We start from the raw sequence: 25,991 nt of genomic DNA, 5'->3' as shown, positions 1-25,991 counted from the left end.
AGAGCTTGACTGTTAAAGGCAGCAAAGAAAAGCGCCATAAAGACAACAAGAGAGTTCTTTTTGCAAGAATAGAATTGGATAGAAACGATGAAAATTAATGGCAATGAAATTCGCCCTGGTAATGTGATCGAACATCAAGGAAGTTTATGGGTTGCAGTTAAATGCAACGCTGTAAAACCAGGAAAAGGTGGTGCATTTAACCAAGTTGAAATGAAAAATTTGATTGATGGTACAAAACTTAATGAACGATTTCGCGCTGCTGAGACCGTTGAACGCGTGCGCCTTGAACAAAAGGATTTCACATTTCTTTATCAACAAGGGGATGCTTTGGTCTTTATGGATTCAGAATCTTATGAACAACTTGAACTTCAAAAGGATTTTGTTGGTGAACGTGCTGCGTTTCTCCAAGATGGGATGACTGTCACAGTTGAACTTTATCAAGAAAAGCCTATTGGCATCTCACTTCCTGATCAAGTTGCTGTCACGATTGCGGAAGCCGATCCTGCCATCAAAGGACAAACGGTTACCTCCTCTTATAAACCCGCCATTCTTGAAAACGGGATTCGTATTCTTGTTCCCCCCTTTATGAATGCTGGTGAACGTATCATTGTAGACACCAATGAGTTGATTTATTTGCGTCGTGCAAATGAAAAAGATAAATAAAGGAATAAAAAATGGCCCATTCTGCAGTCATGAATGTCATGGTGCAAGCTGCAATGAAAGCAGGACGCTCGTTGGTACGTGATTACGGTGAAGTGCAAAATTTGCAAGTGTCTTTGAAAGGACCAGCAGATTATGTCAGCCAAGCAGATCGCAAAGCGGAAAAAATTATTTTCAATGAATTAAGCAAAGCGCGCCCCAAATTTGGTTTTCTGATGGAAGAGTCAGAAGAAATCATTGGCGAAGATTCACAACACCGTTTTATTGTTGACCCTTTAGATGGCACCACAAATTTTCTCCATGGCATTCCTTTTTTTGCTGTTTCCATTGCCTTAGAAAGCCAAGGGAAAATCGTTGGTGGTGTCATTTACAATCCCGTGAATGATGAACTCTTCACCGCAGAACGCGGGTGTGGTGCTTTTTTCAATGACCGCCGCTGTCGCGTTTCTGCACGGCGCAGACTAGAAGATTGTGTCATTGCCACAGGCATGCCTCATTTTGGTCGCCCAAATCATGGAGCCTATCTTATTGAATTACGTAATGTGATGGCAGAAGTTGCCGGACTTCGCCGTTTTGGTGCTGCTGCTCTTGATTTAGCTTATGTTGCTGCTGGAAGAACCGATGGCTTTTGGGAAGATAACCTGCACATTTGGGATATGGCTGCTGGAATACTGATGGTTCGTGAAGCAGGTGGTTTTGTCACCGATAAAGAAGGCGGTAGCGATATATTCCGCAAAAAAAATATCATTGCCGGCAATGAACACATTCGCCTAAAATTAGAAAAAACCCTCAAAAAAGGCATTTAAACCTCAGAAAAGATCTAGCAGATTACGTCAGCCAAGCAGATCGCAAAGCGGAAAAAATTATTTTCAATGAATTAAGCAAAGCGCGCTTCAAATTTGGTTTTCTGATGGAAGAGTCAGAAGAAATCATTGGAGAAGATTCACAACACCGTTTTATTATTGACCCTTTGAGATGGCACCACAAATTTTCTCCATGGCATTCCCTTTTTTGCTGTTTCCATTGCCTTAGAAAGCCAAGGAAAAATCGTTGCTGGTGTCATTTACAATCCCGTGAGTGATGAACTCTTCACCGCAGAACGCGGGTGTGGTGCTTTTTTCAATAACCGACGCTGTCGCGTTTCTGCACGGCGTAGACTAGAAGATTGTGTCATTGCCACGGGAAATGCCTCATTTTGGTCGTCCAAATCATGGAACCTATCTTATTGAATTACGCAATATAATGATGGAAGTTGCCAAACTTCGCCGTTTTGGTGCTGCTGCTCTCGAATTTAGCTTATGTCGCCGCAGAAAAAACCGATGGTTTTTGGGGAGATAACCTGCACATTTGGGATATGGCTGCTGGAATACTGATGGTTCGTGAAGCAGGTGGTTTTGTCACCGATAAAGAAGGCGGTAGCGATATATTCCGCAAAAACACATCATTGCTTGCAATAAACACATTCGCATCAAACTATAAAAAAAACTTCAAAAAAGCATTTAATTCTTACAGTTTTTTTACAAAACCCTTAGAACTTTAAAAAAACACGTGAAGAGAAAGTTTTAAATTTTCTTTCAAATAACGATAGGAAATAACTGATTAGATAGTGACAAAAACATCATCACGAATAAAAAATATACCCGCTATACCCACCACAAAAGCAATCCCCAATAGCTTACCTTATTGACGTTTCTGTTATTCAAATCCCCCTCCAAACAAACTGAAAAAGGCAATAAACAAAAAAACATCACAACCAAACGCCACAAGAAACAATTATCGCACCTGAGGCAAAAACCTCTCCTACTTCTCTTGAGAGATCACTCTTACACTGCGCGCAAAAACTTGACTCTAGAAGAGCCCACTCTCTCCTTTTTGGTAAGAGCTGCTGTACATTACTCTCACTGCTTATCAATATGTTTCACCACCGCGTGTGATAACAGAGGTTTCAGTAAATTCACAGATTCATACAATTGTTATCAGCTTCTCCTTCTTTTCAGCATTATTCTAAAGTATGTATCAAATAGGCATGGGATTTATAAAAATGCACATTTTTGTTCTCGAGAATTGCTTCTTGAAATTCGCTCACGAACTGTTCTTGATCTTTTTTGATAGCCTCTTCCAGTGCATTTACCTTTTCATCACCAAAAATGATTTTTAATTTTTCTTTTGAATTTCCTATTTTGACAAGCATTTTCCAAAAGATCCATTGATTATCACATTTCTTACTTGACCACTTCATCCATTCTATGACTCCTAATTTATAGGCTTTTTCATATGTTGGAGTCTCTTTAGCAATACGCAACCCCTTTTTCTTTTCTTTATCTTTCTCTCTACAAACATCAATGTCATTTCTAACCGTGGAGTAACGACAATCCTTATCAAAGGCCATATATCCTTCTTTTACCGTATCAATAAGCTGCTTATAGTAAATAAAAGTTTTTCTTGCCGCTTTATAAGCACTGGAAATATCATACAATAATGCTAGAAGCTCTCTTTTACAAATGCATAGTAATTCAGCATCTCTAGGCAGACTAAGATACCAACAAGACAGTATCTCTTCTAGCGTTTCATATTCTGTATATTTAGGTATATCTTCATAATAAATTTCCAAAGACTTTAACTCTTCATAGTATCCTGAAGCCTTGTCTTGTAGTTGCTGTTCATATTCAGCCGTAATCATATCATCAATCATATATAACCACCAATGAAACAACAGCATTGTAGGCTTATAGCGCTTTTTTTTCGTCAAAGGGTCCACAAACTTTCGTAATGTGACACCATTCTGTCTCATGAATCGCACAACTTTAGGATAAGTTTCTTTAAAAATTGGACGCATCATTAATTCATTTATTTTTTTGATATGTTCATCAGTCAGTTCTTTTGTCAGCGCCTTTTCATACAAAAACCACGCTTCTCCATATCCTTGCATACAAATATCTTTTACCATCAAAGGCCATTGTCCGCTCGATTCAGAAGATAGCCAATGTTCAGGATTTTTTATCTCCAGTAAATCTCTTTCCCAATGCTTTGCTTCTTCATCCCATTGTTTAATCCATTTTGGCGATATTTTTTGAGTTTTTTTAACAAGCCTTTGTTCCCATTGTGCAATAATATTTTGGTATATCGCGCACTCTCGATCTTTTAGCTGCAGTAATTTCTCAAACTGTTCAAGTTGTTCAATTAATTGCTTTTTCTGATAATTTGCTAACCAAAGACTATAGATTATGCTCCCTATTATAACTATTCCTACTATAACTATGAAAGTATCGTGATCACTCATTCTTGCTTTCTTCTATCCTCACCAATATTTAACGCAGCTCTTTTATCGATCCCTCGATATTGTATCAATATGTATATAATTGATTCAGGATTTGCTATATATTCTATTTTTATGAAAAAAATAAACAAAATATAGATATTTTTATTGGTAAAATAAAACAATTTGTATTTAATTGTACTGCTCTAATGATTTATGCACTTTTAAGAAGAGCTTTATAATTCTTAAAATGCACTCCCACAATATTGGTTCAAAGTACTCAAAAGCCTAACACAGCAAAACATGGCTGCGTGCTCACCTTGTTTTATAAAATTGATAAAAAGCATCTTTCTACTCATTTATCGGCTCTTTTTTAGTAAAGCGACATCATCATACACTTTCCTAATCCCCTCAATATTACTACAGCCCCTAAAACTTGAGACGCTTCATGAAGAAGACTTATTCTTTCTTTAAGTATTTTTACTTCACGCGAGCTCTCTCTGCTTGGTATATGCAAGAGACATGGTTTTGACTAATGCAACATAATCAAATTTGAAACGAGAAATTCCATGTAAGATCTTTCATGAAAAACAATGAGTTATCATTATAAATCAACGTGACAGTGCTGTTATGAAGAGAACTCCTCGCTCATCTTAATAGTCCATAGCGATTTAACTGGATATCGTTTTATATTCTATACACAGAAGTGTCTTTATAAAAATACTTCATCTCAGGCAAAAAAAAAGAACAGCCTATTAAAAAAGAAAAACATCTCAATGCTTGCCTTTCTTTTTTCCATGAGAGTTTCAAATTGATAAGCCTGTCTGAAAAGAGTGCTGTTTATGCCCTTAAAGATACTGCTCTTGTATCAAGATCACTTACTCAGATGAGAATTGCAGTTTAGCCAAATGCGCATAAACATTATTTTTTATAATGAGTTGTGTGTTCCTTCTTCCACAAAAGCGCCTTTATCCATCACGAGAATACGATCTGCTTTTAAAACTGTTGCCAAACGATGTGCAATGACCAAGGTTGTATGATTTGCATCAATCCTTCTAAGGCATTTTGCACCAACTTTTCACTGTTTGCATCTAAAGCAAATCTTGCTTCATCAAGTGGCAAAATTTTGATTTATAATAATAATTCATTGTCTTGTATGTTGAATGAGAATCCCGAATACCGTAAGATTCTCTCATTTCAAACCTGTTCCATGGTGAACCAATCAAAACCATGTCTTTTGCACGTTACAAGCGGAGAGAGCCCGCGTGAATAAAAAAAAACTATTAAGAAAGGACTTAAAATGCCTATAATAAATTATCTCAAGTGCCAAGGGCTGTAGCAACATCCACGAGTTGGCAAATACAATGATGGTGCCGGCTTGCAACAAGAGGGCTGCATTTCTTAAAATCGCCCGTGCAATATCAATGCGTTGTTTTTGCCCCCAGAAAGCATAGTACCACGTTCTTCTACTTGCGTATCAAAGACGTTTGGTAAAGCTTGAATAAATTCAAATACATTGGCAGCTTTAGAAGCGGAAAATACTTCCTCTCCGTGGGTATGTTCAGTTCCAAAAAAGAAGAAAAGTTTGCAATTATTTTATTTCAAGTCTTTATACTCTAGGGAAGAAAGGATTTTTGCGTGTATTTCAAAATGATTTTTGAATTTAAAAAACGCAACCACAATGATTTATAGACCCATCTGTTTATGTCGGATGCGTTTTTGAATTAATATTTAAAGTGCACTCTTTGATAGGATCAAAAACTCATCGTTTGCAATCGTTTTGTTTAAAACCCTTGTACCCCATAAAGAGGAGGCTTTTACATGCCAATATTACCAAAACGATTTTTGAATTTAGAAAGACGACCACCACGATCTACGAGCGTTTGGGAGCCACCTGTCCATGCCGGATGCGTTCTTGGATCAATATCTAGATTAAGAGTATCGCCTTCTTTTCCCCAAGTAGAGCGCGTCGTATATTGGGTTCCATCCGTCATAACAACGGTAATTTTGTGATAGTTGGGGTGAATATTCGCTTTCATGCGTCAAACCTTTTGCGTTTATAGAATGAAATAGCACTTGCTTGTTTTTTTAAGTGCACTTCCTTTGTCTTTTTGATACATTGATTAAAGTATTTATTCCTATAACTGAGCACGCATCAAAAAACAAGTGTTCAAGATACATCATTGTATCAAGTGTTACAAATCCAATACAGTGAGCAAAATTTTATGACATTACGTTCTCGTTCAGAAAAATCGACAAAGTCTTCCCCTAAGAAATCTTCATTCTCTTCGCTTGCAATTTTTGTTCCTTATCTTTTGCGCTATCGTTGGTTGTTTATCTTTGCTTTTCTAGCGTTATCTGTTGCTGCTCTTGTCACATTAGCTTTGCCTGTGGCTATCCGCCAAATGTTTGATCATGGGTTTTCTACTTCAAGCCATGGACATATCAATTTTTACTTTGGAATTTTGTTTATCTTAGCCTTGTTTCTCGCATTTGCTTCAGCAGCCCGTTATTACTGTGTTATCACCTTGGGAGAACGGATTGTTGCCGATTTACGGCGTGATGTGTTTGTCCATATTATGAAACTTTCTCCTGCTTTTTTTGATCGGTCACATTCAGGAGAGATTGTTTCAAGGCTTCTAACAGATACCACACAAATAAAATTAGCTGTGGGCTCTACCGCCTCTACCGCTTTACGTCAGCTGATTATCGTGATCGGAGCCGTCGTGATGATGGTGATCACCAATGCTAAATTGTCTTTGTTGGTTTTAGCGGCTATTCCTGTTGTGGCCATTCCCTTGGTAGTCTTTGGACGTAAAGTTCGCTCTCGTACCCGCGCGGCGCAAGATCGTCTCGCAGATGCCAATGCTGTTGCTACAGAGCAGGTAAGCGCTATTCGCACTGTGCAAGCTTTTACCGCTGAAAAACTCGTTACAATACGTTTTTCACAATTGATAGAACGTGCTTTTCAAACAGCACGTGCTTCTGTAATCTTGCGCTCCTTTTTTACGGGGTTTGCAATTTTTTTGGTTTTTAGCAGTGTGGTTGCTGTTTTATGGATTGGATCGCGTGATGTTTTGAATGGAACGATGACAGGAGGAACATTAGGGCAATTTGTCCTTTATGCGGTTTTTGGAGCTTCTACTTTTGCGCAATTATCGGAACTGGGAGCAGAATTAATCCAAGCAGCAGGCGCTGCTGAACGGCTTGCCGAATTGTTACAAGAGCAACCTACTATTGTAGCACCTAAAAATGCTTTATCATTAGAGCAACCTATTCGAGGTGAACTTGTTTTTGATCAGGTTGATTTTACTTATCCTTCTAGACCACAAGAGAAGGTTTTACGCTCGCTTTCATTTTCTGTAAAAGCAGGCGAAACGGTTGCTTTTGTTGGGGCTTCTGGAGCAGGAAAAAGCAGCATTTTTTCTTTGATCCTTCGTTTTTATGATCCGACAAATGGAACAATTCGGTTGGATGGCATGGAAATTAATCGCCTTTCTTTACAAGATTTACGCAGTGCAATTTCCTATGTTCCACAAGATGTCGCCATTTTTGATGGAACATTGCGTGATAATATTATTTTTGGAACTGAAACTACCCATGAAGAGGAAATCCTTGCTGCCGCTAAAGCGGCTAATGCACTTGAATTTATTCAAGCTTTACCAGATGGCTTGGATACGCAAGTAGGAGAACGTGGTACCATGCTTTCTGGGGGGCAAAAACAACGCATTGGTATTGCACGGGCAATTTTAAGAAATGCGCCCCTGTTACTACTTGACGAAGCAACATCTGCTTTAGATGCAAACAGTGAAAAGTTGGTGCAAGACGCTTTAGAAGGATTGATGCAAAATCGTACAACCTTGGTCATTGCACATCGTTTGGCAACAATTTTAAAAGCTGATCGTATTCTTGTGATGGATAAAGGCGCCCTTGTGGAAGAAGGAACCCATGCCGAACTTGTGGCAAAAAATGGCGTTTATGCTTACCTCGCAAAACTCCAATTTTCGCCTGAGTAAGTGATCTTGATACAAGAGCAGTATCTTTAAGGGCATAAACAGCACTCTTTTCAGACAGGCTTATCAATTTAAATCTCTCATGGAAAAAAGAAAAGCAAGCATTGAGATGTTTTTCTTTTTTAACGGGCTGTTCTTTTTTCTGCGCAAGATGGAGTATTTTTATAAAGACACTTCTGTGTACAGAATATAAAATAATACCCAGTTAATCTCTATGGGCTATTAAGATGTGCAAGGAGTTCTCTTCATAACAGCACTGTCACGTTGATTTATAAGGATAATTCATTGTTTTTCATGAAAGATCATGAATACCATAGGATTTTCTCATGTCAAACCCTCATAGTGAGTCAAACAAAATCTCTTGGCTTGCTCATCACAAGCAGAGTTGGTGTGTGGAGTAAAACGGTACAAGAAAGAGGTAAAATACCTCCCTTGCCCCTTTACGTTCTAAGGGCTGTCAAAAGAGTATACGCTGGCAAAAAGTATAATAGGTGCTCGCTTTCTTGAAGCCTTTATGCGGGCTCACTTGATAGGCTCTAGGGACACAAGCTCTATCCTAAAGACTGACCACACTCTTTAAAAAACTGAATATTAAAATTTTTTCATGCCCTCTCTCACCGCTCTAAACAATAGTGTTTACCGAAAATCATGACAAATTGTAACTCACAAATACGCTTCTCTCTATTGCAAGAGTATCCTTTTATGCTCTTTCAAAAACACGAACACTTTTTGAATATTGTTTGCAGATCCGTCTTATTGAAAAAGAGCAAAGACTTTTTTAGCACTTTTGGGCTTCTTATAACTTTTGTATGAGCGCGTATAAGCAACAGCTTTTATAATAAACTGGCTTTTGGCAAAATTGTAAAATTTTATCAAATTTATTGTTTTTAAATATCACCACGACCACTGTTCTGCTCTTGCAGACACGCAACCTCAAAACACTTTCTCTTTGCTCACAAATCGTCTCTCCAGCTCTCTCTTTCAGGCATAGCCCATAAAAATAAGGATAGAGTACTTCGATTGAACACCATCTTCTCACCCCCTGCCCCATATATTTTACAGCTCTCAATTTTATAGCCACCCCCTGTCGTGCTTTAAGAAGGCATTTTAACGATGATAAGAACATGTACAAAGAGGATATATCTTTAAGGTGTTTATGTTTTAAAGCTTGCACGAAATCGTAATTTTTTTGTATAGCGAGTCAAGCATATGCAGAACTGACACCCTAACCATTTCAAACCATTCAGCTGTTTCAGGAACAGATAAGCCAAGTTCTACGATTATATCTTCAACCACGAATTCACCGAAGTACGGAGGATTTTCATCATTTTTTAGCGCTCCCTCTTCAGTGATCCTCTCGATAATTAACTCATTCAGCATCTATACCAGCAAAGCGAAATATTACGTGCTAATTTTCCTTTACATTCATTAGCCAAGCCCCCTCAAAATGACCTTTTAATAAATAGAGCTAAAAGGATAAGTCTTCAAAACCATTTGGTGAGATAGCTATATCAAGAGCACCTAAAATACGCCTTAGTTTCTAAGATAGGCAACTTCCCCCCTTTTATTGTATCAGTCTTGTAGAAGGCTTTAAACCCTTTATGTTTAAATCAATAAATCATAATTGGATTATATTGCATAAAGATGCTTTTTCTCATTTTTCCATTTAACACACGATAAGTTACCATTTAGGCACGATGAGAAGCTTGCCCTTTATATCATGATTTCAGAACCGCATGAGAAGAATAAAAGATGATGTGGCTTAATAAGAGAGTTTGTTCATAAACCGTTTTGCTGTCTTAAGGTCAAGGATGCCGTTAGGCGCAACTTGTAAAGGGTTGCCTTGAGCTTAAAGACCAAAGCTTGTTAGCCCCTTCATTAAAAGCGGGTCTGATGTCATTATTTTGGAGAGCAATTATTAAGAATTTGAGAGGCAGACAGCCTCTCATTTTGATTTGTATGCAAACGAAGTGCACTCTATTTATTCAGGGAGAATAAGAACATACCCAGGAGGTGCTAAACAGAATAAGAGAGCGTCGTAACCCCAAATAGCAAACAGGGAGCAAATAGAAGAAACGCCTTCACCAATTGTTAACATCAATGCGGACGATATAGCGGGGCTTCATCTGTGGCTTCGCGGCGTTCTATGAGGTATCCGAAAAAAAACAAAAAGCACGCTAATCCACTCGCACCTGCAAAGAAGCTTAGTACGGCATGAACCGGCCCACGTATGTTGAGCAAGATAATAAAAATTATGAAAGTAAATACTGTAAAGACCCCTTCGAATACCCCACGCACCATATTGCACAATTTTCGCATCATAATTGCAGAAAAGCTCTGTTCTGCGTATCGATTTTTTCTTTTGATGCTTGTATTCTTAGAAGATATACTGTTATTTTTAGAAGAGATACCGTCCACAACTCCCCCCGTTTTAAGCCAAGATGCTATGAAGTTAGTTATCTTTAATTATATCATCAAAAAATAGGTGTTTTATTGAGGTACAAATCTATTTTCTTTCGCAAGAGTTATTCAATTCGTTCGCCAATAGAAAAACTACCCCCATTGAAGAGGAAGCTATCCTGACGCAGAAAAGCTTCATAAGCTGTATTCCAATCCGCTCAGAAATCGCAACTCTCTAATCTACCCGCTTAATCCACCTTTAAAACTGCAATCAAATAAATTCTGCTGATGACAAGTAATGATAACATGAAAAAGAAAAAATATCACAATATCAAACTCTTCAATACAGTATGAGCTTTATGATTTTCACTCAAAAAGCAAGTGCCCACCCATGAACGACACCATACTAAAGTGCTGTGCATTCACAAATTTCCTAGCATTATCTCCCCTTCTCGAAATTGCACCTCTCCCGCAATCTTATCTCTCGATAGCACCCATTAAAGACTTTTAAAAGGTCCAAGGAAAAAACTCTCTGAGAAAGCTTTCAAGTCTAAAACGCCCCCGCCATTTTTATCATGATGAGGGCACAAAAAATCACGCAGAAACATGCAAAATCTCTCCGCATTTAAAAACAGGGCTTGTGCTTCAATCGCACGCTTTTTCTTGTTCTTTTGTCCATTGTCCCAAAGCCGCAAGATGGTTCATCCGAGCCCGATGACGAAATGCCTTCTGTGCAACAGCAATATTTTCATCTTTTCCCGCCCATGCTTTTAAGGCAGCTGCTTGCAGTGCTCGTCCATAGGAAAAGGTCAATTTCCAAGGCAATACGCCCAAAGAATTTATAGCAGATAAATGCGCCGTTGCTTCCTGATCAGACTGCCCTCCAGAAAGAAAAGCAATTCCGGGAACAGCAGCAGGAACCGTTTGTTTAAGCACTTGGACAGTCTTTTCAGCAACTTCTTCAACAGAAGCCTTGCGAGCATCCTTTCCATCAATCACCATATTGGGCTTTAAAATCATCCCCTCCAAAAGAACACGAGCTTCAAACAATTCTTTAAAGACAGCCTGCAAAACAGTGCGTGTCACCTCAAAGCAGCGTGTAATTGAATGCCCACACGATGATCCATCCATCAACACTTCCGGCTCAACAATGGGCACAATATTGAACTCCTGACATAAGGCAGCATAGCGTGCAAGAGCTTGTGCATTTTGTCTTATGGCGCCTCTTGTTGGCAAAGTGTGTTCATCAATAGCAATTACCGCACGCCATTTAGCAAAACGTGCTCCCAAAGCATAATAATTTTTTAGCCGCTCACGAAGACCATCCAACCCTTCGGTAATTGTTTCTTGGGGAAAAGCAGCCAAGGGTTTTGCACCGGTATCAACTTTAATCCCTGGCAAAGCGCCTGAATCCCGAATAAGATCCGTCAACATTTTCCCAGTTGATGCTTTTTGCCGAATGGTTTCATCAAATAAAATAACCCCAGAGATGGCGTTTTCCATCGCTTCTTTTGTACTAAAAAGCATTTCACGATAAGCACGGCGCTTATCTTCATTGGATTCAACACCAATGCTTTCAAAACGCTTTCCAATGGTCGCCGTACTTTCATCTGCCGCCAAAATACCTTTACCTGCATGCACCAAAGCAAGTGCAATATCTTCAAGCCGTTCATTCATAAAAAATTCCTCTTTATTTTGTCTTAATTTCTAAAAATGCGCAACACTATCAAAAAACACTCTACACGACTGTATAGTTTTTCTTTAACCTTCCCTTCAAAGAAGCCCTTTAAGCCTGCATGAGAGCAAGAATACCAGGAAGAGTCTTTCCTTCCATCCATTCCAAAAAAGCTCCTCCAGCAGTCGAAAGATAAGTAAAATCATTGGCAACACCGGCATGATTAAGGGCAAAAACCGTATCGCCCCCTCCCGCAATTGAAACCAACTTTCCCGTCAAACTACGTTCTGCTGCATGGCGTGCAACGGCAATGGTTCCCCTATCAAAGGGAGACATCTCAAAAACACCAAGGGGTCCATTCCACACAAGAGTAGCAGCTTCATCTATCGCAGCATTGATATGCGCAATAGAGCGCGTCCCAATATCCAATATCATGCCATCTTGTGGAATATCTTCAATGTCATAAAGACGATGCGGTGCATCTTTTTCAAAACGAAATCCAACGACAGCATCCTGAGGGAGCAGAAGCGTACAGTGACACTCTTGCGCTTTTTTAATGATTTTTTTTATCGTTTCCATCAATGCATGTTCACACAGTGATTTTCCTACATGGATACCTTGCGCAGCTAAAAAACTGTTAGCCATCCCCCCACCAATAATTAAGGAGTCAACTTTTTCCACCAAATGATTGAGCACAAAAAGCTTACTAGAAACCTTCGCTCCTCCCACAAGGGCAACCACAGGACGTGCTGGATTGCCAAGTCCTTTTTCTAATGCCTGCAATTCACCTTGCAAAGAGCGTCCTGCATAAGAAGGCAACAAATGCGTTATTCCCTCCACCGAAGCATGGGCACGATGAGAAACTGAAAAAGCATCATTAACATAGAGATCTCCATTATGAGCCAAAGCTTCTGCAAAAGAACAATCATTCTTTTCTTCACCAGCATAAAAACGAACATTTTCAAGCAGTAAAACACCACCATTTTGTAATGACTCAACTGCAACCTGCACCGCCGAACCGATACAGTCCGGAGCAAAAGCAACCGGCTGATTAATGATCTTTTCCAGCACTTGCACAACAGGACGGAGTGAAAACTCTTGCTCTACCTTTCCTTTGGGGCGACCACAATGAGAAAGCAGAATAAGTTTAGCACCACATTTTTGTAGCTCAATGAGTGTCTCTTTATGCCGTACAAGACGCGTCTCGTCACAAACTTTGCCCTGTGCCATAGGAACATTAAAATCTACGCGCACCAGAACACGTTTGCCCAAAACATCAACATCATCAAGTGTGCGAAACCCCATCACTGCTTCCTCTTCACTTTCCATTGTTTCAAATAAAAACGCATCCAACAACCCTGCCCACTTTTCTTTCCACTTATCCCCCTCTTTGCTTTTACAAGAGATCCACGACAGCCTATCTCTCACCCTTTGCTTAATAAAAATCCAAAGCTTTTATCGTCAAATGTACAAAAGCCCACCATTGCTCTTAATCTTCATATTCCATTGTGGCAAACAAATGCATTGGCTCAACTTGATCTCCATTAAAGCTTCCTTTTACTTCTAGGAAAAAGAGTTTACATCTCCTGTTTTCTAACGTTTTCTCAAAAGGTATCTCGTTCAGATCTTACTTTTTAAAAGTTTACTCTTTCATGCATCTTTTAAAAGCACGTATTGACACAGTATTAAAACAAAACACATCATCAATTTTTCAATAGCCTCTTCTCTCTAGCGCATGAGAACAACAGCCTCTATCTGTTTTTCTCAAAATTGCACAAAAATGAGACTTTTCCCTATAAAAAGAGGACCCTGAGGTCCTCTTATATTGTCTTAGCAAAAGCCACTGCCGTATCACTCATACGGTTAGAAAAGCCCCATTCATTATCATACCAAACCAGAACGCGACAGAGCTTACCATCAATCACTTTGGTTTGATCATTGTGGAAAATAGCTGAATGAGGATTATGATTAAAATCACAACTCACGAGTTTCTCTTCTGTAGTGTCCAAAACGCCCTTCAAAGAACCCTGTGCAGCAGTAGCAATAGCTGTATTAATTTCTTCGATTGTTGTGGAACGCTTAGCGATAAATGTCAAATCAACCACAGAAACATTAGGGGTCGGAACACGAATCGATACACCATCAAGCAATCCCTTTAATTCTGGCAAGACCAATCCCACAGCTTTTGCCGCTCCTGTTGAGGTAGGAATCATAGAAAGAGCTGCCGCACGTGCACGATAAAGGTCCCGATGCATTGTATCCAATACAGGTTGATCACCCGTATAAGAATGGATTGTTGTCATAAAGCCCTTTTCAATGCCGACCGTATTGTGTAAAACTTGTGCAACAGGCGCCAAACAATTGGTTGTACAAGAAGCATTTGAAACAACGCGATGCTCGCTGCTTAAAGATTGATGATTAACCCCATAGACGACCGTAAGATCTGCTCCTTCAGAAGGCGCAGAAATAAGAACACGCTTTGCCCCCGCATCTAAATGAGCACTTGCTTTATCACGCGCAGTAAAAATACCCGTACATTCCAAAGCAATATCGATATCCAAATCTTTCCAAGGCAATTGAGCAGGATCACGCTCTGCGCATACCTTTATTAAACCACCTCCCACATCAATAGCATCCCCTACCACCTTAACGATCCCAGGAAAACGCCCATGAACTGAATCATAGCGTAATAAATGGGCATTTGTTTCCACCGATCCCAAATCATTAATTGCAACCACTTCAACATCTTGTCGTCCACTTTCCACAAGTGCACGTAAAATATTGCGACCAATACGACCAAACCCATTAATTGCAACACGAACTGTCATTTCACATGTTTCCTCATCAATTTTTAAAAGCACAACATTTAAAACACAATAAATGGGTATTTCACCAATCCAAAATCATTAATTCCCACAATGTCAATATCTTGATCACTCACTCACTTATCCACAATAATGCACAAGATCATCCACAATACTGCACAAAATATGATGCCCTACAATCACCCCATTCATGACAACACAAGCTGTCACTTTGTCTTTTCCTCTTTGATCTTTTCCAGCTCTTTTTCAACGGTGGCAACAACATTTTCCCAAGTAATACCAAAATGCGCATAAAGGGCATCAATTGTTCCACTTGCCCCAAAGCCCTCCATACCAATAAACACACCACCACAGCCAATAAAACGGTCCCATCCTTGGGCGACAGCAGCTTCAATGGCAATTTTAATCGGTGCATCTCCAATGAGAGCACGCTGATAGGAGAGAGATTGTTGAGAAAAAAGTTCAAAACAAGGCACAGAAACCACACGCGTTGGGATGCCTTTTTCTTCTAACACCGCATGTGCCTCCACTGCAATTTGCAATTCTGAACCAGAAGCAAACAGCGTCACTTGTGCATCATCGCTAGCTGTTAGGAATTCATAAGCACCAAGCATACAGAGATTTTCTTCTTCATACTCTTGACGCAAAAGCGGTAGATTTTGTCGACTTAAAGCCAAGGTAGAAGGCGTCCCGCGTGCTTTCAAAGCCAATTGCCAACACTCGACTGTCTCCATAGCATCGGCAGGACGGAACACAAAATGATTAGGCATTGCACGCAGGCAAGCCAAATGCTCCACGGGTTGATGGGTCGGACCATCCTCACCAAGACCAATAGAATCATGAGTCATGACATAAATCACCCGCAACCCCATGAGAGAAGACAAACGCATAGCAGGACGCATATAGTCAGAAAAGCATAAAAAGGTTCCCCCATAAGGAATAAAGCCGCCATAAAGGGCAAGACCATTCATCACAGCTCCCATTGCATGTTCGCGAATTCCATAATGCAGATAGCGCCCTGAAAAATCTTCAGCAGAGATACTTTTCATCTGGCTACTTTTTGTATTATTAGATCCGGTTAGATCAGCCGAACCACCAATAGTCTCACTAACGACCTCATTGATCACTTCAAGAGCCATTTCCGAAGCTTTACGCGTAGCAACAACGGGGCGCTCTTCAACCAATTTCTGTTTATAAGTATCAATAGCGCCATCAAATCCGCCCACGAGATCGCCCCGCATCAATCTTTCAAACTCCACACGCTCTGAGATAGGAAGATCAGCAAATTTTTCTTCCCATTTTTGGCGTTTTTTAGCAGCATTGAGACTAGCCAAGCGCCAATTATCGAGAATATCGGCTGGAATAACGAAAGGCTCAGCATCCCACCCTAAAGCGATACGGGTTTCAGCGATTTCTCGTGCGCCCAAAGGGGCTCCATGAACTTTATTGGTACCCGCTTTATTGGGTGCTCCAAAACCAATTGTTGTTTTACAAGCGATCAAAGTTGGTTTATCGGAATTTTGTGCCGCCTCAATAGCCCGCGCAATTGCTGCTTGATCATGCCCATTGACTTTATGTGTCTCCCAACCAGAAGCTTTAAAACGCGCAATCTGATCTGTACTGTCAGCAAGGGAAATCTCTCCATCGATAGAAATATTATTATCGTCCCACAACACAATAAGCTTATTGAGTTTCAAATGACCGGCAAGGGAAAGTGCTTCTTGAGATATCCCTTCCATAAGGCATCCATCGCCCACCAACGCATAGGTGTAATGGTTGATAAGATCACCAAAACGGGCATTTTGCAAACGCTCTCCAAGAGCCATCCCCACGGCATTCGCCAACCCTTGTCCGAGAGGACCAGTCGTTGTTTCGATTCCCGCCACATGCCCATATTCTGGATGCCCAGCAAGCTTTGCTCCTAATTGGCGAAAATTTTTGAGATCTTCAATGCCAATATCTTCATAACCAGAAAGATACAAGAGAGCATAAAGCAACATAGACCCATGTCCTGCTGATAACACAAAACGATCACGGTTAGGCCAGCGAGGTTTTTTGGGGTCATGAGCAAGGAATCTTGTATAAAGAACCGTAGCAATATCGGCGGCTCCCATTGGCAAGCCTGGATGACCAGAATTTGCTTTTTCAATCGCATCAATAGCAAGAAAACGGATAGCATTGGCCATCTGATTCTGTTGGTGGGTGTTTGTCATGAATAATCGACCATTTCGTTAAATACGTTATTCTGTTGCTTTTTCCGTATTCTCTTAAAATTCTCAAGAAATACTATTTTCTAACCATTAGCGTGAGACTTTTTGCCACCACTTCAATAACATTAATAACATTCCCCTCACGCGTCCTGTATATCCATGTCATTTATGCCAATACGCGCAAAAAATCCAGCTTTTAATTTATATCTATCCCCTGCTTTGCTTGCTAAAATATCTTACATACTTAAAAATAAAATGCACACAACACAAGAGTGAAAGTGATTCGTTTTTGCATAACACATTGATAAAGGATACAATTACCCAAAGGATAAAAGCAATGAACCAAGAGACTACAGTTCTACAAGATGCTTTAGAGCACCTAGAAAAGGCACTTAGAACTTTAGAGATCACCATAATAAACCGTAATGCCGTTATTGATAAAAATAACGAATGGGAAGAAGAAATCCAACGAATGAATGCTGACCGCAGCCATCTTGCCCAAGCGCTTGACAAAGCTGAAGCCCAAATTGAACGCTTAGAGTCCGTAAACAAAGAAGTTTCCAAACGTCTTATTAAAGCAATGGAAACAATTCGTGTTGTCATTGATAGATAAAGGTTTGAATGTATGGAAACTGTTTCCGTTACCATTGATGGTAAAATTTATCGCATGGCTTGTGACAAAGGACAAGAACGTCGTCTTATTGCGCTTGCTGCTCAATTAGATCAATATATCACACATTTAAAGAACAATTTTGGTGAAATTGGCGACCATCGTTTATCGGTTATGGCTGGCATAATGATTATCGATGAAATGGAAGAAATAAAACGAGAAAATAAAAAATTACAAGAAGACTACAATGCTCTTTTACGACTCCACAACGAAAGAGACCGCACCATGGGGAAAATTATGCGTGACACCACACAACGCATTGAAAATCTCACCAACCAATTGCTCAAAGATGATCAAAACCACACAAACATTCAAGAACAAGAACAGGAAGATTTCTAAAAAGTACATCAGCGCATAATAAACCAGAGACTTGACTTGTCCGCCACATCTCACAGGATAAAAATTCTTAAACCCACGCCAGTCTGTAAACAGTCTGGTTTCTTATAGGAAGGATTCCAGCTACTCACAACTTATGGGATTAACTTAAACCTCAACAAGAAAGCCCTACCCTGAATATTTCACCTCCGCACAAACGCTTCCTATATCAAGGAGGCTGCCTTATATCACCACACTTCAAATGAGATGTCTTTTCACAGCGCAATAAGATAACAAAACCAACATCATTGTAAAAAAGTCATATAAATGACAACAGCAACAAACAAATAAAGCACCCTTCGAAAAAAAGAGCTATATTCATGTTCCCTATGAATGCATGTCCAAAATCCTTGCCCCTAGATAATATCAAGCAGATTCAATATATTAAAAAAATAACCTTATCTATTATACCGTAAAACACCGCTATTTGATAATATAAGCACCATAGAGTCTTTGCACCTAGAATGTCCATCCGATGAAACCCACCGAAAAGAACCGTATCATTTATAAACCAGCGTGAATTAAGTATTTTCATCCTTTAGAGCAGGAAAAAAGTCAAAACCGAAGAGTATGTTAATCTCATACAACCTCAAACATCATAAACAACAATAATAGCTCTTGAAAACATCCTCTACCGCTATTTTTATCCTTATAACAAATAATCCATATTCCTCTCCCCACCCCCCAAAATCTCCAAGCTTAATAAAAGAGCAAGTCGGCACCATCATTATAACCAGCCCTCAATATTGCGACAGCCCCCTTGGCTCTTAAAACGGTTCATAAGAATTATGCCTTTCTTGTACAATTTTTACCCACATGTCCCACCCGCTTGTGACGTACAAGCAAAGAGTTATAATTAACAAAACATAAATAAATTGAAGAGAATTTCACAGAATTCGGGGTTCTAATTCAAGTTTAATAACGATAAATTATCATTATAAATCAATATGTTGCAAATGATCAGACAAAGCATATTTTAAAAACACATTCACCCATCACTTTTTCTCATAACATACCAGTACGATTTTTTAGGCACATAATTTTAATTTTATTCAATTCTGTCTGCAAAAGTTTAAAATGAGAACAATTTCAAGGCTCTCATTCAAAAAGAAAAAGAATAAATTCTCATTATCAATGAACATCTGGCTCGTATAAACATCAATAAAGCAATCCCCAATATGCCTTAATGAAATAAAAGGGGGGGCTCCCATTAAATGCCCTACCGTAAAAGCAGCTTCCTCAGAACTAAAACAAAATCAACAGACAACATCACCGCATCTGCTCCCATCCCCAAACTGGACAACCTAACGCAATACCTTTCTATCTTACGATAAGAGATAAAAGAATAATGGGTTCTATGGAGGCATTCACAAGAGGCGCGCACCCGTTGTTTTTAAAGCCTGTTCAAAGGCGCATGAAAAAACACCATGCGTAAACGGCTCAAATCCCTTTCGTTCCATCTTGAGAGACAGAAGCAATACGCAAGAGATTTGTCGCACCGGGCGTTCCAAGGGGAACCCCAGCTGTCACAAGGAAGCGATCTCCTCCTTTGCAAAAGCCTTCCTGAAATGCAATAGCTGCTGCACGATCAACCATATCCTCTAAACTCCGTGCATCTTGCGTGACCACACAATGAAGCCCCCAAACTAAAGCCAAACGCCGTGCTGTTTCCACAATGGGCGATAAAGCAATAATCGGTCTATTAGGGCGTTCACGAGAGGCGCGCACCCCCGTTGTTCCTGAAGCCGTATAGGCAACGATAGCGGATAGAGCAAGTGTTTCAGCAATCTGACGCGCAGCAAGAGAAATCGCATCCGTTCCTGTTGATTCTGGTGCTGGATGTTGTGCCCCAACCTGAGCGGCATAAGTGTGATCCTGTTCGATTTGCCGCGCGATTCGGTCCATCATAAGCACAGCTTCTTCAGGATAGCGACCAGAAGCAGATTCAGCAGACAACATCACCGCATCTGTTCCTGCATAAACTGCTGTAGCAACATCCGACACTTCTGCACGTGTCGGAACAGGAGATGTAATCATTGATTCGAGCATTTGTGTTGCCACCACAACAGGCTTTCCTGCTAAACGACAAGCTTTTATGAGCTCCATCTGAAGTGCAGGGACCTTTTCCAAGGGCATTTCCACTCCAAGATCACCCCGTGCAATCATAATACCATCGGATACCTCAATAATTTTCTCTATATGCTCCAAGGCTTGAGGCTTTTCGATTTTAGCCATCAAAGACACCTTGCTTTTCGTCAACTGACGCACCGCTATAATATCTTCTGGACGTTGAATAAAAGAAAGAGCAACCCAATCAACAGGCTGCTGTAAAAGAGCCTGAAGATCCTCCTTATCTTTTGACGTCATCGAATCAAAAGGCAAAATTGTATCGGGAAAACTGACACCCTTTCGATCAGAAATACGGGTTCCAGAAACCACGCGACACTGTACAGAATGACCATCACAAACTTGCGCACGCAGTTCCACCCTTCCATCATCAATCAACAACCGATCCCCTGGTTTAACAGCCGAAAATACATCCTCATGAGGGAAAAAAACACGCTGTGCATCACCAAGAACATCGCGATTATCTAATGTAAAGCTTTGCCCAACACGCAAATCTTCTTGCCCCTTAGCAAAACGCCCCACACGCAGTTTTGGCCCCTGAAGATCCACTAAAATACCAATGGGGCGTCGAACTGTTTTTTCAACTTCTCGTATAGACTTGACCAAATCACCCAGCATATCACGATCAGTATGGCTCATATTAAGACGAAAAACGTCTGCCCCTGCCCTAAAAAGCTTCTCAATCATCAAACGAGAAAAAGAAGAAGGACCAAGAGTCGCAATAATTTTTACTTTACGTGCACGTTTCACGGTGGAGAATTTCCTGAAAGAGAAGGTATAACTGAATTGTTTAACAAAGACTCATCCGTCAACTGTACCATCCAACTGGTTTGATTTCCGGTATCGATCTCTTTAAATTCAGCCTTTTGATATCCTCGAGGGAAACAATCATGAACCCCTTGAATGGTAAATTGGCTATCTTGTACACACATGGTCACAGAGCCTGCCCAGTTCCCTTTTTTTTGTGCTCCTTCCGCATAAAAATAATAAAACCGTGAAGCAAGAGGCCCCTCAATTAAAGTTTTACATTCCGTCACTGGTACCGTCCACCAGCCTTCGCTCACCCACCCTGAAAATGTACGATATCCAAGAGCAACCCCTACAGACTGTTGGGTTGTATTACAAACTCTAAAGTCAGCTTTTGCAAAAACAACGAGGGGAAACAAGAGCAAAATACTCAAGAGAAAAACTTTTAATCCTTTCTGAAACACCCAATATCGTTTTTTTAAAATCACAAAACTTCCTCTATAATGTCAAATTCTCAAAACAAATTACACATTTCTTTTTTAAAAGCTTTTCAAGTCTAAAACGTATATTTTCATATTTTTCTTTTTATAGCCCTTTTATCAATGCATATATCTTAAAAATTTTACAAAATATTTAAAGTCAATTTGTAAAAAAGCTGTGTAGCTTGATTTACTTTTTATTTTCAAGCTTTTTTAACATAAATTCGTCGTCGAAAAACAACTTAAAATATATAACTTGGAGAAAAATACAATGAACGATACAGTAACCGATCAAACACACGCTATATCCGTAAACCAATTACGCTCTTTTATCGAACGTATTGAACGACTAGAAGAAGAGAAAAAAACCATTTCTGATGATATTAAAGACGTTTACACTGAACTTAAAGGCTCTGGCTTTGATAGTAAAGCTGTTCGAAGCATTATACGGCTGCGTAAAAAAGAAGAGCATGAAAGAATGGAAGAAGAAGCAATCATTGAACTTTATAAAAATGCGCTTGGTATGAATTAAAACCATTGATAACATTGGAAATTTTCTTAAGAAAAGAAAATACAAAAAACAAATGGCAAAAAATAAATGAATGTATAAAAATTTCACCCAAACAATAAGCCGTTTGTGTAACTTGTAACGAGACTATCGGTCACAGAATACACAATATTGCAACAGCCCTCACATTTAAAAGGATTTATACAGAGAATTTTTATTCTTATTCTTCAATCATTGTTTATCCACATAAACCCTCACTTGTATGCCAACCCAGTTTGTGATGTGCAAGAGAGGTGTTTTTTATGATTAAACATCAATAAATTTGAAGTGAGAAAGTCTTCCGATATTGAGGACTCTCTTCAAATTGAAAAAAAATGAATTATGATGATAAATCAATTTATTATCTACGAAAAGAAACATATGAAAATAGTCAGCAGTTGAAATCCGCTAAACGAGATTCTAAACTATTTATAAAAGAAGAGGTGGTTAAAGATCTTAATCTTTGAGGATAGGGAGAAATTCAGCATATTTACACATTTGATAAAAAGACCCTTAACAAAACTTTATTGGAATCTATTAACGGACTCATAAAGATCATTGATTCGAGAGGTTAGAATGTGATCTCTCCATTTTCCAGAAATCATCAAATAGTCTTTGGCATAGCCCTCTTTTTCAAAATGAAGGCGTTTTAATAAACGTTCGCTTTTTATGTTTTCAGGTCTATAATTTGCCATCACTCTATGTAGATGATAAACATGAAAGATATGGCGTATTAGAGCCGATAAACTCTCAAACATGAGACCTTTGCCTTGTTGTTTTTCATCAAGAGAAAAACCAAGATGACAGGCTTGAAAAACACCCCGAACCACATTTGTAAAATTCACAACACCGATGACTGTGTTTTCATTTTTTAATCGTACAGCATATCGATATGCTTGTCCCTGTGCACTTTCACAAGCAAATGCATTGGCTCGTGTTTCCCAAGCTGTTAGGGTATGGTAATCATCAGATCTAACAGGTTCAAAAGGATGCAGATGATTCGCATTACGGAGGTAATAAGAAGACAGTTCAGCTGCATCTTCTAAACCGATCAATGTAGAAATTGTTTGCTTTGTTTTAATTGCCATCATTTTCTCCTCCTAAACAATATTACAATAACACGTTGATTTATCTTAACAAATCATCATTTTTAAACTCAAATCATAATGTCGAATACAGTAAGCTTTCCTCATCACAACACTTCTTACGTTAGAATCAATGAGGATCATTTGCTTTTCCATCATAAGCGGAGGTGGTATGTTTAAAGCATAAGGTAAAGACAAGGGAATATTTCTTATGAATGCTCTCAAGTTCCAAGGGGCGCTGTAGCAACATTGGGGACTGGCAAAGTATGCAAGGGAACTGGCATATTTCCATATACGAAATTTTGAAAAAACTCACGGCAAAGATAGTTTTGTTTCTTTGCCTTGTAAGCTCAGAGCATGCTTGTTTTGCGCTACCATATCACTGCCCCCGTATACAAATCCCAATGACCATCGCCTTGAGGTGCTATATGTTACAGTGCAATCTAAAAAGTCTCTGCCATAACTCGTCAACAACACTGTTCGCGCAAAATCAGCCATAAGATCTTGTAACAAATCAAAGAAAAGCGATGATGCAATACGAATTAAAATGCTTAGATATTAATATCTAAAACATTACCGTGAACACGCTTCCATTTCTTCGCGTAAAATTTCAAGCTCTAACCATTCTTCTTCTTTTTGTGTGCAAGTATTTTTCTTTTTTTCCAACGTTGTTGATAAACGCTCAAAACGCTCTTTATCACTGCGATAGAGAGCTGGATCAGAGAGTTCTTGCTCAATTTTTTTGATTTCGTCCTGCAAAACAGCAATTTCTTCAGGCAATTTTTCCAATGCATAAACCTGCTTATAAGACAATTTACTTCGTGTTTTTTTCTCCCGCCCTATCAAGCCATGATCTGTTGATGTGTCCTGCTTTGAAAGCTCTCCCGCATGAGATTTTGAAGGTGCTTTACGCTGCGATAATTCTGTTTTTTTGCGTTGTAAACGAAGAGCATGCTGGTTTTGCGCCATCATATCACTGTAGCCGCCCGCATACAAAACCCAATGACCATCACCTTGAGGTGCCAACATATGCGTTACAGTACGATCTAAAAAGTCTCTGTCATGGCTGACCAACAATACAGTTCCCGCAAAATCAGCAATAAATTCTTGCAACAAATCCAAAGTTTCCATATCCAAATCATTGGTCGGTTCATCAAGAATCAAAAAATTTGCAGGACGAGAAAGAAGTCGTGCAAGCATGAGGCGTGCTCTTTCTCCCCCGGAAAATTCTTTAAGGGGAGTGCGTGCTTGTTCCGGTGAAAATAAAAAGTCTTTCATATAAGAAACCACATGCCGCTCCAGCCCATTGATCACAAGAGTATCACCTCTTCCTCCCGTTAAATAATGCGCTAAAGTTTCTTCTTCATTTAAAATACGTTGCTGATCAAGCAATGCCATAGAGAGGTTATAGCCATGCCTCACCGTTCCACTATCCACGGCTTCTTGCCCAATTAATGCAGAAAGGAGCGTTGTCTTTCCGATTCCATTGGGTCCCACCAACCCGATTCGATCACCCCGCTGAATGCGCAAAGAGAAATCTTTCACAATAATGCGATCACCATAGGATTTTGAAATTTTCTTTGCTTCAAGCACCAATTGCCCAGAATCATGACTTTTTGCTGCTGTCAAAAGTGCATTTCCCGGCTGCCCTTTATAGGTTTGATGACGCTGTCTTAAGTCTTTTAATTCGCCTAAGCGCCGTACATTACGCTTACGCCGTGCGCTCACGCCATAACGCAACCATTGCTCTTCACGAGCAATTTGGCGCCCCAATTTATGCTGTTCGATGGCTTCTTCTTCCAGTGCTTTATCACGCCAATTTTCAAACTCAGAAAAACGCTTTTCCAGTCTTTTGGTTGTGCCACGATCAAGCCATACCGTTGACCGCGTAACATTTTCTAAAAATCGCCGATCATGGGAAATCACCACAATCGCTGAACGCAAAGAAGCCAAAACAGCTTCCAGCCATTCAATGGTTGGTAAATCAAGATGATTGGTTGGTTCATCTAAGAACAAAATATCGGGTTTTGCAGCAATGGCCCGTAACAGTGAAACACGCCGCTTTTCGCCTCCCGAAAGCGTTTCCAATTTTTCCGCCCCAGAAAACCCTAAATTTGTGCGAAGCGTATTGATCCACTGGACATCAGATGTATCGTCCAGCCCCGCTTCCATATAAGCATTAATATCTTCAAATCCTGAACAATCCGGATTTTGTGAGACATAACGGAGCGTTACTCGCGGGTGGCGAAAAATTTCGCCACCATGAGGTTCTAATATTCCTGCGGCAATTTTTAATAGGGTCGATTTTCCACAACCATTACGGCCGACCAGCGCAATACGCGCCCCCTGCTCAACCGATAAACAAGCTTGATTGAGCAAAGGCGTTTTTCCAAAATTTAAGAAAATGCGGTCAAGCCGCAGAAGCGGCACCGCCATTAACGAACGCGGCGCGGACAAGGTGCTTTATACATCACCCCTCTTGCATCACGGAAAGCACATAATTGTCGTACAGGAACTCTCTGTCCACAAGGTGCTTGGTAAACATGCCCTCTACGACCACGATACGTGCACAATTGTGATACCTGTCTTTGTTGTTTTCTTTGATTTGCAGCTGCACCTGTTACTGTTCCAGCCAAAGCACCAAATGCTGCACCGGTCAGTGCTGCTCCAGGCGTACTTCCAGCAATAGCAGTTCCAGCCAAAGCACCGATTGCTGCTCCTCCTACGCCGTAACGTGCAACGCGTTCATCGTTTGTAGTACAAGCGACTGAACTGAAACCAATGGCTGAAACAACGGCCACTTTAAAAATTGATTTTAACATATCAAAACCTTTCCTTCTCAAGATCAATACATATATCGTTTATGTCGGCACTTCATCACTAGGCCCCCCCCTGCCTTATTCAAAATATATTGGAAGAGCT

At 39.8% G+C, this 25,991-nt stretch carries 17 protein-coding genes and 2 pseudogenes; 7 read left to right on the top strand and 12 right to left on the bottom strand.

What is annotated here, in order from left to right; genetic code table 11:
- The first annotated feature begins 87 nt into the window (after positions 1 to 87).
- From efp to ACFIKN_RS05650, 3 genes and pseudogenes are all read left to right on the top strand, one after another.
- Positions 88 to 663, top strand: a complete 576-nt coding sequence (gene efp / locus ACFIKN_RS05660; RefSeq protein ID WP_015856958.1) for an elongation factor P — start codon at positions 88 to 90, stop codon at positions 661 to 663.
- Positions 664 to 674: 11 nt separating this feature from the next.
- Complete coding sequence (locus ACFIKN_RS05655) at positions 675 to 1,466, top strand: inositol monophosphatase family protein (protein WP_375658037.1); 792 nt, start codon at positions 675 to 677, stop codon at positions 1,464 to 1,466.
- A gap of 8 nt (positions 1,467 to 1,474) precedes the next feature.
- Positions 1,475 to 2,200 (top strand): annotated as a pseudogene (locus ACFIKN_RS05650) (inositol monophosphatase family protein); the annotation flags it as partial.
- 459 nt (positions 2,201 to 2,659) lie between these two features.
- On the opposite strand, the gene ACFIKN_RS05645 reads toward ACFIKN_RS05650, so the two are convergent.
- From ACFIKN_RS05645 to rpmE, 3 genes and pseudogenes are all read right to left on the bottom strand, one after another.
- Positions 2,660 to 3,940, bottom strand: a complete 1,281-nt coding sequence (locus ACFIKN_RS05645; protein WP_375658036.1) for a hypothetical protein — start codon at positions 3,938 to 3,940, stop codon at positions 2,660 to 2,662.
- Positions 3,941 to 4,794: 854 nt separating this feature from the next.
- Positions 4,795 to 5,041 (bottom strand): annotated as a pseudogene (locus ACFIKN_RS05640) (ABC transporter); the annotation flags it as partial.
- Between the two features lie 692 nt (positions 5,042 to 5,733).
- A complete protein-coding gene (gene rpmE / locus ACFIKN_RS05635; RefSeq protein ID WP_005774581.1) occupies positions 5,734 to 5,955 on the bottom strand; it encodes a 50S ribosomal protein L31 in 222 nt (73 codons plus the stop codon).
- A gap of 186 nt (positions 5,956 to 6,141) precedes the next feature.
- On the opposite strand from rpmE, the gene ACFIKN_RS05630 reads away from it, so the two are divergent.
- Positions 6,142 to 7,932 (top strand): ABC transporter transmembrane domain-containing protein, encoded by a 1,791-nt coding sequence (locus ACFIKN_RS05630; RefSeq protein ID WP_375658035.1) that lies wholly within the window; start codon positions 6,142 to 6,144, stop codon positions 7,930 to 7,932.
- Between the two features lie 3,042 nt (positions 7,933 to 10,974).
- Here ACFIKN_RS05630 and ACFIKN_RS05625 read toward each other — a convergent pair.
- The 4 genes from ACFIKN_RS05625 to tkt all read right to left on the bottom strand — a co-directional run bounded on the left by ACFIKN_RS05625 (position 10,975) and on the right by tkt (position 17,042).
- Entirely contained in the window at positions 10,975 to 12,006 is a 1,032-nt protein-coding gene (locus ACFIKN_RS05625; protein ID WP_375658034.1) for a class I fructose-bisphosphate aldolase, read from the bottom strand.
- Positions 12,007 to 12,115: 109 nt separating this feature from the next.
- Positions 12,116 to 13,309 carry a phosphoglycerate kinase gene (locus ACFIKN_RS05620; protein WP_375658052.1) on the bottom strand — a complete coding sequence of 398 codons (1,194 nt, stop codon included), beginning with the start codon at positions 13,307 to 13,309 and terminating at the stop codon, positions 12,116 to 12,118.
- A 515-nt stretch (positions 13,310 to 13,824) separates the two neighbouring features.
- Positions 13,825 to 14,832, bottom strand: a complete 1,008-nt coding sequence (gene gap, locus ACFIKN_RS05615; protein WP_375611739.1) for a type I glyceraldehyde-3-phosphate dehydrogenase — start codon at positions 14,830 to 14,832, stop codon at positions 13,825 to 13,827.
- A gap of 203 nt (positions 14,833 to 15,035) precedes the next feature.
- A complete protein-coding gene (gene tkt / locus ACFIKN_RS05610) occupies positions 15,036 to 17,042 on the bottom strand; it encodes a transketolase (RefSeq protein WP_375658033.1) in 2,007 nt (668 codons plus the stop codon).
- A gap of 334 nt (positions 17,043 to 17,376) precedes the next feature.
- On the opposite strand from tkt, the gene ACFIKN_RS05605 reads away from it, so the two are divergent.
- The gene (locus ACFIKN_RS05605) at positions 17,377 to 17,652 is read left to right on the top strand and encodes a DUF4164 domain-containing protein (protein ID WP_005774573.1); all 276 of its coding nucleotides are present in this window, start codon (positions 17,377 to 17,379) and stop codon (positions 17,650 to 17,652) included.
- 12 nt (positions 17,653 to 17,664) lie between these two features.
- Positions 17,665 to 18,048, top strand: coding sequence for a cell division protein ZapA (locus tag ACFIKN_RS05600; RefSeq protein WP_273790489.1), 384 nt, complete (start codon positions 17,665 to 17,667; stop codon positions 18,046 to 18,048).
- A 1,476-nt stretch (positions 18,049 to 19,524) separates the two neighbouring features.
- Here ACFIKN_RS05600 and pyk read toward each other — a convergent pair.
- Positions 19,525 to 20,961: a pyruvate kinase gene (pyk, locus tag ACFIKN_RS05595; RefSeq protein WP_273790490.1), complete on the bottom strand. Its 1,437-nt coding sequence runs from the start codon at positions 20,959 to 20,961 to the stop codon at positions 19,525 to 19,527.
- Positions 20,958 to 21,446 carry a DUF1036 domain-containing protein gene (locus ACFIKN_RS05590; RefSeq protein ID WP_273790491.1) on the bottom strand — a complete coding sequence of 163 codons (489 nt, stop codon included), beginning with the start codon at positions 21,444 to 21,446 and terminating at the stop codon, positions 20,958 to 20,960. The genes pyk and ACFIKN_RS05590 overlap by 4 nt, the downstream gene beginning before the upstream one ends.
- A gap of 262 nt (positions 21,447 to 21,708) precedes the next feature.
- On the opposite strand from ACFIKN_RS05590, the gene ACFIKN_RS05585 reads away from it, so the two are divergent.
- Complete coding sequence (locus ACFIKN_RS05585; RefSeq protein ID WP_005774567.1) at positions 21,709 to 21,969, top strand: DUF2312 domain-containing protein; 261 nt, start codon at positions 21,709 to 21,711, stop codon at positions 21,967 to 21,969.
- A gap of 539 nt (positions 21,970 to 22,508) precedes the next feature.
- Here ACFIKN_RS05585 and rimJ read toward each other — a convergent pair.
- From rimJ to ACFIKN_RS05570, 3 genes are all read right to left on the bottom strand, one after another.
- Positions 22,509 to 23,072 (bottom strand): ribosomal protein S5-alanine N-acetyltransferase, encoded by a 564-nt coding sequence (gene rimJ / locus ACFIKN_RS05580; protein ID WP_273790492.1) that lies wholly within the window; start codon positions 23,070 to 23,072, stop codon positions 22,509 to 22,511.
- 570 nt (positions 23,073 to 23,642) lie between these two features.
- Complete coding sequence (locus tag ACFIKN_RS05575) at positions 23,643 to 25,505, bottom strand: ABC-F family ATP-binding cassette domain-containing protein (RefSeq protein ID WP_273790552.1); 1,863 nt, start codon at positions 25,503 to 25,505, stop codon at positions 23,643 to 23,645.
- A complete protein-coding gene (locus ACFIKN_RS05570) occupies positions 25,505 to 25,891 on the bottom strand; it encodes a hypothetical protein (RefSeq protein ID WP_375658032.1) in 387 nt (128 codons plus the stop codon). Before ACFIKN_RS05570 ends, ACFIKN_RS05575 begins: the two co-directional genes overlap by 1 nt.
- Between the last annotated feature and the right edge of the window lie 100 nt (positions 25,892 to 25,991).

The organism is Bartonella sp. CL436QHHD, from assembly GCF_042195105.1.
GTDB lineage: Bacteria > Pseudomonadota > Alphaproteobacteria > Rhizobiales > Rhizobiaceae > Bartonella.
This window is presented reverse-complemented; position numbering and strand designations above follow the sequence as displayed.

Excerpts from the sequence above, each read along its gene's own strand:
- efp (WP_015856958.1), top strand. The coding sequence starts at position 88 with ATGAAAATTAATGGCAATGAAATTCGCCCTGGTAATGTGATCGAACAT.
- ACFIKN_RS05655 (WP_375658037.1), top strand. The coding sequence starts at position 675 with ATGGCCCATTCTGCAGTCATGAATGTCATGGTGCAAGCTGCAATGAAA.
- ACFIKN_RS05645 (WP_375658036.1), bottom strand. The coding sequence starts at position 3,940 with ATGAGTGATCACGATACTTTCATAGTTATAGTAGGAATAGTTATAATA.
- rpmE (WP_005774581.1), bottom strand. The coding sequence starts at position 5,955 with ATGAAAGCGAATATTCACCCCAACTATCACAAAATTACCGTTGTTATG.
- ACFIKN_RS05630 (WP_375658035.1), top strand. The coding sequence starts at position 6,142 with ATGACATTACGTTCTCGTTCAGAAAAATCGACAAAGTCTTCCCCTAAG.
- ACFIKN_RS05625 (WP_375658034.1), bottom strand. The coding sequence starts at position 12,006 with ATGAATGAACGGCTTGAAGATATTGCACTTGCTTTGGTGCATGCAGGT.
- ACFIKN_RS05620 (WP_375658052.1), bottom strand. The coding sequence starts at position 13,309 with ATGGGGTTTCGCACACTTGATGATGTTGATGTTTTGGGCAAACGTGTT.
- gap (WP_375611739.1), bottom strand. The coding sequence starts at position 14,832 with ATGACAGTTCGTGTTGCAATTAATGGGTTTGGTCGTATTGGTCGCAAT.
- tkt (WP_375658033.1), bottom strand. The coding sequence starts at position 17,042 with ATGACAAACACCCACCAACAGAATCAGATGGCCAATGCTATCCGTTTT.
- ACFIKN_RS05605 (WP_005774573.1), top strand. The coding sequence starts at position 17,377 with ATGAACCAAGAGACTACAGTTCTACAAGATGCTTTAGAGCACCTAGAA.
- ACFIKN_RS05600 (WP_273790489.1), top strand. The coding sequence starts at position 17,665 with ATGGAAACTGTTTCCGTTACCATTGATGGTAAAATTTATCGCATGGCT.
- ACFIKN_RS05585 (WP_005774567.1), top strand. The coding sequence starts at position 21,709 with ATGAACGATACAGTAACCGATCAAACACACGCTATATCCGTAAACCAA.
- rimJ (WP_273790492.1), bottom strand. The coding sequence starts at position 23,072 with ATGGCAATTAAAACAAAGCAAACAATTTCTACATTGATCGGTTTAGAA.
- ACFIKN_RS05575 (WP_273790552.1), bottom strand. The coding sequence starts at position 25,505 with ATGGCGGTGCCGCTTCTGCGGCTTGACCGCATTTTCTTAAATTTTGGA.
- ACFIKN_RS05570 (WP_375658032.1), bottom strand. The coding sequence starts at position 25,891 with ATGTTAAAATCAATTTTTAAAGTGGCCGTTGTTTCAGCCATTGGTTTC.